The organism is Mesobacillus jeotgali (assembly GCF_002874535.1).
Lineage (GTDB): Bacteria > Bacillota > Bacilli > Bacillales > Cytobacillaceae > Mesobacillus > Mesobacillus jeotgali.
Window position 1 is genome coordinate 4,208,520 of the sequence record NZ_CP025025.1, and the last position, 12,054, is coordinate 4,220,573.

Here is a 12,054-nt window from a genome sequence, read left to right on the forward strand (position 1 = left end):
AAAATCGCATTTAATACCAGTTGGATTCAATATAATACCAGTTGCATGACTTTTAATACCAGTTGAATCCGATATAATACCAGTTGGACCTTTTTATATCCGGAGGTTATTTCGAATTTTACAGAAGGGCAAACTGCACCAGCCGCTTGCCCCATACCCTCTGTAAAAAGTGATTACTTAAAAGAGCTGGCGTTGTTGTTGATTGCTGTTTCTGCGGTGTTGTAGTTTGTGACAGTGTTATCCAAGAATTTGGCGTAACTGTCGACGACCTGGCGATATTCTTCAAATCGTGGTGCAAGTGAGTTGAAGTTGCCGCGGATTGTGTTGGATGCATCAGAGTTCCATGATGACGATAGTGCATTCATGTCCTTCTTGATTTCTTCCAATCTAGTGGATAGTTGCTGGTTAAGGTTGCGGATTTGGCCCGCCGTTTTGCTAACCTCGCCAAGCGAGATTTTGATTCCATCTCCTGCCAATGTATTTCACCTCCTGCGTTATGTTAAGGATTAGTTGCTCAATCTCTTAGCCTGGTTAATAACCTCTGATTGAGTGTCGCGGTATGTTTTCGCACTCATTTTCAGGAACTCTGAATACTGTCTCATCAACTGAGTCATTTTGTTGAAGTCGTCCATGAAGCCTTTGATTTGTGCAGTGTATGCCTGGTTGTCGGTACCCTGCCAAGCAGCCGCCATGGCTTCAACTTCGCTGAAAAGAGCTTTGTAGTTTCTTTCATAGTCAGCTGCCTGCTGGTCAATCTTGTTAGCAGTCGTTTCAAGCTTTGCTGGTTCAACAGTGATCGATCTTGCCATTCTTTTCACCTCCTTTCAAGTGAGTCTAATAGAGTCATATTCTTCTATCTTCAAACATCGTGAGGCCGAATAAAGTTCCCAGTCTGACCTGGGACAAGAGAACCGTCCCCATGTCCCATAGAGTCATATTCTTCTTAACTTATAGCTTACATAGCGGTATTTCTCCGCAGAACGCCGCAATCCTGAGGCAGCTTTTACCGAACCGATCCCTTTGAATTCATGACTGAGGCCATTCGAGATATCCTCGAGCTCACGGGCGATCGCATTTGCTTCCGCCGCAATCCTGTTAATCTTGCTTCTCACTTTCGGGTCCATTGTTTACCCCCTGATTGAACCGGCTTTTCCGGCGAGATACCTTTCATTCTGCTGTAAAAGTTCCGCGGTCCGGTTCAGGTAATTGATGCTTTCCGGAATCCGGATATCGAAGGATGAGGCAATATCCGCTGCGAGGACATTATCCAGTCCCATGACACCCGCTTCCCAGTACAAATCGTCGATCATATCGTTAAGCTGAGCGACACGCCTCTGTACCGAGCGAAGCCGGTTGGCGTAATAGAACAGCCTTGGGATGTCAACTTTTATATAAGGTTCGATTGGGAAGTTGTTGCCGTTCAGGCTGTCTATAAAACTGCCAATTTTAACAGAAGCCTTTGCAATAAGATCTGTAAAAAATGAATTTACCTTCTCCTCAAGTTCCCTCTTTGCCTTTGCCAAGCCAACGATAAGCTTCACTGTCTGCTCCCTGATTAGATGGGCAGCTGCAGTCATTGCTTTTGCCGTATAATGCATGACATATTTCGCTGCATTGGCGACAACATAAGCGGCCTTATAAGCCTTTATTGGTGTAGAAGTAGAAAGTCCATAAAATATGTCTTCAAAGACCATATTGTTTAGAACATACCTGCCGAACGATTGCCCGTTCTCATATACTCGATAATTTCCATTCTCATCAAACCCCGCACTGCTCGTCAGGGAATGGGGATAAAACGGCTTCTTTAGGTCATAATCCTCATTTAGACCAATCGTTTTATCGACATATGGCACTTTGCCAAGCTGTGAGACTGGATCAAACGCATAAACGATAAAATCATGGCGGTCTCCCATTAACGCCTCTTGTTCCTTCTTTGATAAGGACCACCAATATAATGGAGCAGCATTTATTACATATGCCTTGGTGTTATCATCCAGGTTGTTAATGAAGACATAATCCGCCAAATTGCCGCCCTTTGAATGGCCAAGAAGCAGCCTTTCACCTGATGTATCCGAGAGATATTTTTGATAAAATGCATTCGCTTCCTTTTGTTGCGTTATTTCCACTCCCATTGATGCTTCAAAGTTAGAGGTCCAGTCCGTCCTTAGGTGACCCATATCCCCCATCGCTTCACTGCCTCTGAATACAGCAGTCGAGTTTCCGCTATTATCTTCAAATGCGTATCCAACAAAGCCGGAGTCGGATGCACCTTTAGTATTATTGCCTTCATTTGGGTTATGGTTCTGGTAGCCTGATAATTTTATGTTATGAAGATTTGAACTTTTAAAACTATCACTTAAAAAAAATGCTTCTAGCTGTTTATAGCTTTCCTCATTTTTATCAGCACTCATTTTGGCATAATCCCAAATTCGTTCTATGCTTTTTCCATTAAGAGGCTGATTATTGGGCAAATCATAGTACGACAACATCAGCAGGACATTTTTCTCTTCATCAGTTAATTGATCAAGGGACATATCATCACCCCTCTTGCGGTTGATAATATTCTTTAATCTGCTCAGGGCTGCTGATATCCATTGAATCATCAACCATAATAGTTCCGTACACCTTCGCATCAAGGTTTGACCAGTCAATATTGTTCACGTTTGATGTCCTCATATAGTCAGATACATTCTCTGAACTATCCACAAAACCGACAGTCACACCGTAATATTTTGCATTAGATTCCTTAAGCTCGTTCAGCAATTCATATACCGGATCCAAATATTTCTCCACTTCCGGTTCTCCGTCGGTCTTTACGGCAATGTTCAAAGTAAGCAACGCACCATTGTCATCTCTTTGTAAAAAGTCAGTGACAGATGAATCTTTCTTTTCCTCAGCGTACTTCTCTTCTTCCACGAACAGCATTGTCTTGAATTCAACATCTTCATTAAATGCCTGTTTTACCTTTTCCTGATACAACTGGTCGAGCTGGTTAGACCATATAGATAAAATGAAGGTGTCATAGTAAACACCATCTTCATTCCTACTTTCACCTGCAAGGAAGACAAGCTCAGGCTTTCCTTCTTGATGAGCAATCACTTTGTCTTTTCCATACATATCCGGGAAGATGACACTGCCTTCTTTGGTGCTTTCAACCTCAAACTTCTCACCATACTTCTCTTCTAAATGCTCAATTACCTTACTCTCCGAACTCATACACCCCGCACCTCCCATGATCACGAATATAATTGCCGCTGTCAGCTTGATCCACTTCTTCAAAGTCTCCACACCTTCCGTTTTAAAAGCAGGGACGGTCCGGTTTTCGATAACCGCCCCAAGGTCATATATTCAAATTCTGTGGGACGTGCATCGTTCCTACTTCGCAATTTCTGAGACGCAAGAACCGTCCCTATGTCGCGCCAATTCGATGGGACACGAGAACCGTCCCCATGTCCCCCCACGTCCCTAAATCAACATCAACTTGGCCCCGTTCATCAACCCGGTCTCTTCAACGGTCTGATTGATGTTTAAAATGGTGCCGGTTTTGCGGTCACAGAGGATGGTGTCGTGTGTTGCCGAGAAGTATCCTTGTGATAGTTCGGTCATGGTCCCTGCGAGCAGGTGGACGACTTCGTGCAGTTTGCTTTCGAGCGGCAGGAAGACGTCGTATGATTTTTCGGAGGCGGGGATGAAGACCTCTACGAGCACCTTATCCATGGTACGCTACCTCCTCTTGCTTGCTTTGTACTGAGGATAACAGCTTCACGAGCGTTGGTTTTCCTTTTTTGACGACATAGCCGAAGCCTGGCGGAATTTCCTGGTACATATCGTTTGTCACCTTGCCGAGCTTCATGACGTACTGGTCTGTGATGCCATTGCCTGCCCAGATGAAATCGCTAAGCGATACATGCTGCTTGAACCAGCTTTCGAATGAGATTGAGCTCAGCTTATCGGCACTGTCTGAGATGATCAGGTTTACATTGAGGCCATTGCCTTTTTCAAGGAAGACCTTGAGCTTATCCTGGCCGTCCGGCGACAGATACATCATTAAATCGGTGAAGGAATCGATGATGCAGGTGATGTTGCCGAATACTGGCGGCTGCTCGCCTGCTTCGATTGCATCCTTCGTCGTATTGTTCCGGTGGACGAGCGTATTGAACAGGTAGACGATAGTGTCTTCGAGTTCGGATGTCTCAAAAATATACTTATAATCCTGCGTGCGGCCCGCCGCGAAGTGCTCATTAGGGTCGATGACAATCAATTCCCTGCCTTCTGAAGCGGTGAAAATTTCAGAAACTCCCTGCATGAAGCTTGAGCATTGATCATTTTGCAGCGCAGTAACCACGTTTACATAGTTGCCAAGGAAATCGAAATGAGCTGTTTTCAGAGAGTTTTTCTCAATCCCGACTGGCACTTTGTTACTGTTCATATTTTTCGCTTCATCACGCAGATAATCCAGATCGACTTTCTCAGGAAGGATCGGAACACGCATTGCGGCCGGCTGCATCCATGATTCCCGCAGGCCTTTGCAGTAATCGGTGATGAAGGTATACATATTGTCTATATCGCTTGTGATATGGGCCGTCTGGAATTCAAATGTTGTATCACTCTTGAAAATGCCGCGTCCCTTCGATTTGGATGGATACACTCCTTCTGTATTGCCCAGTACGCCCGAGTATTCACTCTGGTCATTCAGCTGGAGCACATACATCTGCTTAAAGTTCTGTAGCAGCCTGTAGCGTATCGCTCCCGTATTGATCGCTGTGACAATGAAATAAATCCCGTATTTTAACCCCTCACGCGTCAGGAACGAAATTCCTTCCTCAAGCTCTTCGAACATCTCGGAGAACGCCGCATAATTGTGAATCGCCACAACAATCGACGGCAGGCTCTCACCAGACATTTCGTTGTATGTGATAAAATCTCCGCCGTAATTTGAAAGCAGTTTCTTCCTCCGTTCAATCTCACCTGTAAGCATCTTGAACAGGTTGTGGATCTTCTCGCTTTCATGTGACAACATCACGTCGCCGACATGCGGTGCCTCCTTGAACCAGACAAGAGTCTCAGAACCGAAGTCCAGCAGGTAAAAATTCACTTCGTTTGGCGTGTGCTCTTCCATTAATGAGTAAAGCATCGTCGTCAGGAAGGTCGTTTTTCCGCTTCCGGCGATTCCGTAAATGACAGCATTTCCTTCCTGGGTGATCGGCATCCGCATCACCATCTGCCTCTGGTTCGCTGGGTCATCGTATTCACCAATGATCGGGTTCAACCCGAAGCATTGCTGTACGACACTATATTTCTTTTTCAGCTTATCGACGTAAATGAGCTCAGGAATCGGCTCAAGCCATAGCTGGCGTACCTTGATATCCTCTTGCTGTGCCATCTTTGCAAGATATTCTGTGATTTCATCGATTTGCTTCGGCGGGTTCTTCACCGTAGACTTACGCTTATCAATACGGGCATTTTTGATGATGCGTCCGAGGTCATCGATAACCACAACACTGTCATCCTTGTGCTTTTCAACTCTGTCAGACGGATAGTAAGGCGCACCCGCCCATGCAGACTGCCCAAGCTCGAACAATTCATTGAAGCCAACCTGAAGATAGAATCGTCCGGTCTGCTTCAGTTCCGCGGCGTCAGGACGTTTGATGACCTCCATACTGTCCGCTTTTTCCTGTACCTTCAAAGAGATACGGAATTTACTATTGCTCCAGATCTGGTCATCGACGACACCAGATGGCTTTTGCGTTGCCAGGATCAGGTGGACGCCAAGGCTTCGGCCGATACGCGCTGCACTGACAAGCTGTTCCATGAATTCAGGCTGCTGGGCCTTCAGCTCGGCAAACTCGTCAGAAATGATGAACAAGTGCTGCAGCGGCTCTTTTACCAGTCCTTCGCGGTATAGTTTCTGATATTTATAGATATCGATGTTACTCTGATCAACAACCCGGCTCGTTTCGCTAAAAATAGCCTGGCGGCGCTTCAGTTCACTTTGGATTGAAATCAATGAACGGTTGACCGCGGCTCCATCAAGGTTCGTAATCGTCCCGGCAAGGTGCGGCAGGTCTTCGAAAGCATTCGCCATGCCCCCGCCCTTATAGTCGATCAGAATGAATGCTACCTCATCCGGGTGGTAATTGACCGCTAGCGATAAAATGAATGTCATGATGAATTCACTTTTACCAGAACCAGTCATCCCGGCAATCAAGCCGTGCGGACCATGGTATTTTTCGTGCAGGTCAATCATGAATGGGTCGCCTTGCGTATCGACACCGATTTGGGTCTGGATCGTATGGACGGGATTGTTTTCCTTCCATTTCGTCAGAGCATTAAGATGTTCAATCTTACCCACGCCAAACATTTCCAGGAATGTGAGCATATCAGGCAGGGTATAGGCTTTCTGTGAGGTATTCAGCTGGATATTGGCTAAACTTACAGCCAGTTCTTCGGCATCCTCCTCCAGATAGCTGTCTGCGTTGAACCCTACATACTTACCAGAGATATCATCCTTGTCATAAATCTTTGAAAAACTCTTGTCTAGTTCGATGACATTCGTACATTCCTTTGGCAGGTTTTTCAGTTCATCATAAAGGGCAATGAAGCTGAACTTGATGTTTTTCTTTTCTTTTAAAATATGATTGATCATCTCAGCCTTCGATGCGAGGCTCTTGCTCATCGAGAAGACAATATAATGCTGGTTGATCTCTGCAAGGTCCTCCTCAGCGAGCACCTGGCGCGCACTGATTTCTTTTTCAAAATAAGAGGAAAGCTCTTTTACCTCGTTCGCATCTGTGGCAACGAAACGGATTGTCTTGCCATCATCCCAAACATGCGGCAGCCACTTCACGAAGTTCCACGTATCATGCTCCTGTTCATCATAAATGAACACCAATTTTAATTCGTCATAGCTATGCAGTGCTGTCAGCTGAAAAATCAGCCCCTGGACAAAGCTCTTCACTTCTTCCCTTCTGCCAATGATTCCGCTGATCCGTTCCTCCGTCAGGTCGACAGTGACCGGCACATCCTTTAATATTTGCGGCTTCTCTACGATCTGATAAAGCTCATCCTGAAGATTGTCATCTTCAAGCATAAAGCGTTTCTCAGGATATTTGATTTCTGCGTTTAAAGGCAGATCGCCTATTCCAAGACGTACTTTCAGAAAATCATTCTGTCCTATCCCGCGTTCCCAAAGATTTCTCTGACGGCGCTTGATTCTCGACAGGCAGTTTTCAAGGGTGACGTGGTTTTCGAACAGAATTTCGCTTTGGTGCTTGCACTCATCTGCAATCACTTGCTTCATCTCTGCAAGGTATTTCGAATATTTCTCCTGGCGGATGCCTTCAAGCTTTATGCGGCGCTTTTTCTCGTATTTTTTTGTTAAAATCGGCCAGAGTACGGTGCCGATCATCATACTGATTGACATCACAAGCGTCGGCATCGCCCTCATGATATCCCCGTCAGTGCTCATTACGTTTTGCAAGACTAAAAGGCCTGTGAACAGGGAAGCCATCCCCATCGTGATTGATGGCCCCAACAGCAGCATCAGTGGTGTTTCATCAATATTAGGCTGTGGCGGCGGCGGATCGATTTTTATCGTCGTTTCTTCAATATCACGCTTGAAGCGCGGCGAACGGTAAAACAGCTGATCATTTTCTTCTTCAATATGTATTTCATCGAGGTTGATTTCTTTTTCAACTACCGGCTTTTCAGCAATGAATGAGTTGAACGAGTTTCGGTCAAGGAACACGGATTTATGGGGATTGTTCAGCGACAGCAGGCGGCCATTGAAAATGATTTTAAGACCCATGATGAAAATGACATCACCAACTGCCAGCACCTTCTCCTTGATTCTCTCTCCATTGACATATGTACCATTTGAACTGTTAAAATCCTTGATCACAGCCTTATCATCGCTGCTGTATTCGATGACACAGTGTGACCCGGATACAAGTTTATTCGAAAAACAAATTTGGCTGTCCTGTGAGCGTCCTATTTTAATGACATTAGTGGTGGCGATATGTTTTGTGAATTCATTGCGGTCCGCAGTTTGCGGCTCGACATAAACTAGCGCGGATTGTTCATCGTTGCGGTGAATCGTATACGTTTTGAATGGTTCTATGAGGACCTTCGATTGTACTTCGTTTGCGGTATCTTTCAAGAATGCATGTTTATTAGATTTTAAGTACCATCGGCCATCTTCTGCCTCAACAGCCAGCATTTCAACCTGGTTATGGTCCTTATCTTCAGTATTCAGTATGTATCTCCCGGTTACCCGTTCGGGCAGCACGAGATCAAACGCCCGATTCCGGTCAAAAAGTGTGAGAATCAACTCCATACCTCCCCAGCCCAAAATATTTTTATTCTTATAGTATGTATAGTGATAACTTCATATTTTTTACCATTTTAGTTCAAAAAGTGTAATTTTACATCAAACCTTTGGTTCATCTCTAAATATATAAACATCTTACAATATCAGGAATTTTATTCAACTAATTACCCCCTTAATTGGAAAAATAGGGATATTAGTCCTATCCACTTTTTCAGCGAATAGGGATGATATGGTTTTTTGGTATGGTCTTGCTTTTAAACAGAAATAAAACTAGTTCTATTTACCCCTAAAAATATACCCTAAACCCAAATTTATCTAAAAAATACCAAAATATTCATATATTATTATTGGGATTTTTTTGGATAACATTATATAATCTAAGAATCTAAACATAAGCAGGTGATCCAGGTGAAGATTAATGTTGGCCAGGCGTATTCACAGGCTAATAGAATCAGTGGTTACGCACAGGAACTAAATGAAATCAAAAGCAGGCTGCAGGACTTCAAGGGGAATCTTAACAGCGGATGGCAGGCACAGGAGATGGTTCATATCAATAATGCCATCAACAGTATAAGCAGGGAAATTTCCGAACTTCAGACACTTCTTTTTTCGCTTGGCCCGGATATTGTAGCAGCAGCAAATGAAATAAGAAAAGAAGAAGAGGCTCGCGAGGCAGCGGAACGGGCAGCCGCAGAGCGGGCGGCTGCTGAAAGGGAAGCAAGATTAAAAAATACTGGATTACGGTAAAACAGGCCATTCCGGCTTTTCCGGCCTGTCCTATTTTTTCCATAATAAAAAGGCGGCAGCCTCCGCTATGTATAAAAGCAGAATCATACACGCCTTTTGTGGCGATGCCCGGCTTTTCTGAATCTAAGCTGGGCATTTTTCATTTTGTTGTTGGCAATGATCACACAGCTGAATTACGGTCCCTCCAATCTGTTAGTTTCAAAACTTTTTCACTTGACCGGCTCTTCTTCCCTTTCCTCTTTGCGGTACTTCATTTTTGTGGCTTCCCCGCCTCTCAAATGGCGGATTGATTTATGATAATCAAGGATTTCTTTTACTTCATTGGCAAGGTCAGGGTTGATCTCAGGCAATCTTTCTGTCAGGTCTTTATGGACTGTACTTTTGGATACGCCAAACTCCTTCGCTATGACGCGAACTGTTTTTCTCGTCTCCACGATATACTTTCCAATCTTGATTGTTCTCTCTTTGATGTAATCGTGCACACCACTCGCCCTCCCTAAATTGGATGTGAGAAGTGTGAAATGAGACTCGCTTTTATCTGCCAATACTGCATCCCGCAAAATATACTCACTTGCGGCAGAAGGTTGTTCCTTCCGTATATTACTAAGATTAATCATGTCCCCGGCTGAATCCTCATATTGTTCAAACGACTCCTCACCTCAAACACTCTCTTTGTCAGGTTTGTAACATTTTATTAGCTTGGTTGAGGATATATGCACGAAAAAAGCAATAGGGACAAGGTATTGTGAAGTTTTTTGAAAAATACAACTATTTTAAAGGAGAAAAACTTTCCTATATACCCAGTTTTAAGTACATAAAAACCTGTTCCTTATCGAATTTCTGTTGAGGAGTTTATTTTTCATTGGGGGAGAAGCAGACTTGATTACCTACAGACAGACTAGAAAACAGAGAATCAGAGAGCAAAAGCGGAAAGTGACCTTGAAACGGAACAGAAAACTGATCGGTGCAGCTGTAGCTGGTTCGGTGGCAGCGGGATTGCTGCTTGGTTTTGGCCAAAAGAAAACAGATGCGGTCGGATCCTTTTATACCGTAAAAAAAGGAGATACGCTGTACAGCCTGGCGAAGGAATTCGATACATCGGTTGAAATGCTTCAGGAAGTGAATTCACTGCCTTCAGAACTTATCAAAGCTGGACAAAAGCTAGAGGTGCCTGTGGAGGCTGAGGCAGGGATTTATATTGTGAAAAAAGGGGACACATTGTTCTCCCTGGCAAAAAAATACGGTGTAACCCTTATAGATTTAAAAAGAGAAAACAAATTGGTCAATGACTCGATTTATGTTGGACAAGCCCTTTCAGTACCAACCCATGGCTTTGAAAACAATGAAGGAATTTACATTGTCAATCCTGGAGATACATTGTTCAATATCTCCCAGCGATTCGGTGTAAGCTTGAAAGAATTAAAGCAAGCTAACGGTTTGAAGGAAGACATGGTGCTGATCGGCCAGCAGCTGGTTATTCCAGGCGAAATCGAATTTATGGAAGCGATCATTAACGGAGCGGCTGATAATTTTACGATTGAGGTTGAGAATGATGGAAAAGCCATTCCTTTAAAAGTTTCTTATGGGACGGCGAGGGAGTACGAAGAATTTGCAGGACAACGAGTTTTCGTTGCTTATAAGAATGGTGCTTTGATTAATCTTCAATAATACAAAATGCTTAGAGTGCCGTGAACTCTAAGCATTTTTCTTATGTCCATATAAGATAATAAACACCTGCCATTAAAACTGCGAATGACATTAATCCGACACTTTGTTTAACACTTTTATCAAGATGTTCAAGACCACCATAAAACCAGCCAATAAATAATATAGATGCCCCGATGTGCTGAATAACGGGGCTGGAAGCAATCATCCCTGAAAACATCAATGGGAAACCTATATGTCTAAATCCATCGTCCAGGTAATATAAGGGGTTTTTTAATGAGGCTTTGATTTCTGCTTGCTCCTCTTCATCCATTTCCCTGTAAACCTTTATAAAACGGACAATTGGGACACCCCATAACAATACCAAAAACACTATTTGCACGGCATCCATGCATTTCCCCCATTTTCATGACAAGTAGAATAAAACTACATTTCTTCAAAGCTTAAAATACATTTTTTTACACCACCAACATTATATAAGCTTATCAAGACTGAATCTACCTCGAATCGCCGAGCGATATACCTTTTTCCTAATCATATTTTATCGGCCACGTATCGGTGGCCGATATACCTGTTCCCACTTAAAACTGCATCGACCTCGCCTGGCTGTCAGTAGCCTTGATTAACTCGCCCCAAGTGTTATGTCCCCGGTCTTTGAACTGCTGCAAGAGTTCAGTGAACAGGTAAGCTGTAGTTAATGCATCGCCCACGGCACTGTGGCGGTCATATATTCGCGTGCCGAATGCCATCGCGTATCGCTCTAGATCGCGCATGTCATATGAGGGAGCAATAAAGCCAATCAGGTCGAGTGTATCGATGGTGAACAGCTTTTTAAGCGCAAGCTTTTCACGTTTCAGCTCGCTTTTCAGCACGAGGTGATCAAAGCCGACATAGTGCCCGACAAGGCATACCGCTTCTTGTGACCCAACAAAATCAAAGAAGTTATGTATCGCCTCTGATGCCACAGGTGCTCCTGTAACTTTTTCATTTGTAATGGATGTCAGCTCAATTATTTCCCGAGAAATTTGTCGCTCCGGGTTCACATATGTCTGGAAACGGGCATTTTCCATCACCTTCAGTCCACTTACTGGCACACCGCCAATTTCAATGAGCCGGTCAGTGGTCGCCACCTGAAATCCAGTCGTCTCCGTGTCGAAAACAACAAACGTAAGATCATCGATTCTAGTCGATAAAGGAATCTTTTCATACGTAAGCGGGCAGGAAATATTCTTCCGTTGAAAAAACATGCCAGCCTCCTTTCAATGTGCCTGTCTTCGATGAGATTATGCCAGATTTCATTCTGGTGTTCGGAG

12 protein-coding genes are annotated in these 12,054 nt (G+C 44.0%); 2 read left to right on the forward strand and 10 right to left on the reverse strand.

What is annotated here, in order from left to right; all coding sequences use genetic code 11:
- Positions 1-173 precede the first annotated feature (173 nt).
- The 7 genes from CD004_RS21015 to essC form a co-directional block, all read right to left on the reverse strand.
- Complete coding sequence (locus tag CD004_RS21015) at positions 174-476, reverse strand: pore-forming ESAT-6 family protein (protein ID WP_102264547.1); 303 nt, start codon at positions 474-476, stop codon at positions 174-176.
- 30 nt (positions 477-506) lie between these two features.
- Positions 507-809 carry a WXG100 family type VII secretion target gene (locus CD004_RS21020; protein ID WP_102264548.1) on the reverse strand — a complete coding sequence of 101 codons (303 nt, stop codon included), beginning with the start codon at positions 807-809 and terminating at the stop codon, positions 507-509.
- A gap of 123 nt (positions 810-932) precedes the next feature.
- A complete protein-coding gene (locus CD004_RS21025; protein WP_041964575.1) occupies positions 933-1,124 on the reverse strand; it encodes a hypothetical protein in 192 nt (63 codons plus the stop codon).
- A gap of 3 nt (positions 1,125-1,127) precedes the next feature.
- On the reverse strand, positions 1,128-2,534 hold the full coding sequence (locus tag CD004_RS21030; RefSeq protein WP_158651616.1) for an Mbeg1-like protein: 1,407 nt from the start codon (positions 2,532-2,534) through the stop codon (positions 1,128-1,130).
- Between the two features lie 4 nt (positions 2,535-2,538).
- Entirely contained in the window at positions 2,539-3,279 is a 741-nt protein-coding gene (locus CD004_RS21035; RefSeq protein ID WP_102264550.1) for a hypothetical protein, read from the reverse strand.
- Between the two features lie 186 nt (positions 3,280-3,465).
- Positions 3,466-3,717 carry a methyltransferase gene (locus tag CD004_RS21040; protein ID WP_102264551.1) on the reverse strand — a complete coding sequence of 84 codons (252 nt, stop codon included), beginning with the start codon at positions 3,715-3,717 and terminating at the stop codon, positions 3,466-3,468.
- Positions 3,710-8,329, reverse strand: a complete 4,620-nt coding sequence (essC, locus tag CD004_RS21045; RefSeq protein ID WP_102264552.1) for a type VII secretion protein EssC — start codon at positions 8,327-8,329, stop codon at positions 3,710-3,712. The genes CD004_RS21040 and essC overlap by 8 nt, the downstream gene beginning before the upstream one ends.
- A gap of 408 nt (positions 8,330-8,737) precedes the next feature.
- On the opposite strand from essC, the gene CD004_RS21050 reads away from it, so the two are divergent.
- Positions 8,738-9,076: a WXG100 family type VII secretion target gene (locus CD004_RS21050; RefSeq protein ID WP_102264553.1), complete on the forward strand. Its 339-nt coding sequence runs from the start codon at positions 8,738-8,740 to the stop codon at positions 9,074-9,076.
- A 209-nt stretch (positions 9,077-9,285) separates the two neighbouring features.
- On the opposite strand, the gene spoIIID is transcribed toward CD004_RS21050, so the two are convergent.
- Entirely contained in the window at positions 9,286-9,558 is a 273-nt protein-coding gene (spoIIID, locus tag CD004_RS21055) for a sporulation transcriptional regulator SpoIIID (protein ID WP_031307660.1), read from the reverse strand.
- 397 nt (positions 9,559-9,955) lie between these two features.
- On the opposite strand from spoIIID, the gene CD004_RS21060 reads away from it, so the two are divergent.
- Complete coding sequence (locus CD004_RS21060) at positions 9,956-10,744, forward strand: LysM peptidoglycan-binding domain-containing protein (protein WP_158651617.1); 789 nt, start codon at positions 9,956-9,958, stop codon at positions 10,742-10,744.
- A gap of 40 nt (positions 10,745-10,784) precedes the next feature.
- Here the strand turns inward: CD004_RS21060 and CD004_RS21065 are convergent, their stop codons facing one another.
- Both CD004_RS21065 and CD004_RS21070 read right to left on the reverse strand, forming a co-directional pair.
- Positions 10,785-11,132 carry a hypothetical protein gene (locus tag CD004_RS21065; RefSeq protein ID WP_102264555.1) on the reverse strand — a complete coding sequence of 116 codons (348 nt, stop codon included), beginning with the start codon at positions 11,130-11,132 and terminating at the stop codon, positions 10,785-10,787.
- 190 nt (positions 11,133-11,322) lie between these two features.
- A complete protein-coding gene (locus tag CD004_RS21070; RefSeq protein WP_102264556.1) occupies positions 11,323-11,988 on the reverse strand; it encodes a 3'-5' exonuclease in 666 nt (221 codons plus the stop codon).
- Between the last annotated feature and the right edge of the window lie 66 nt (positions 11,989-12,054).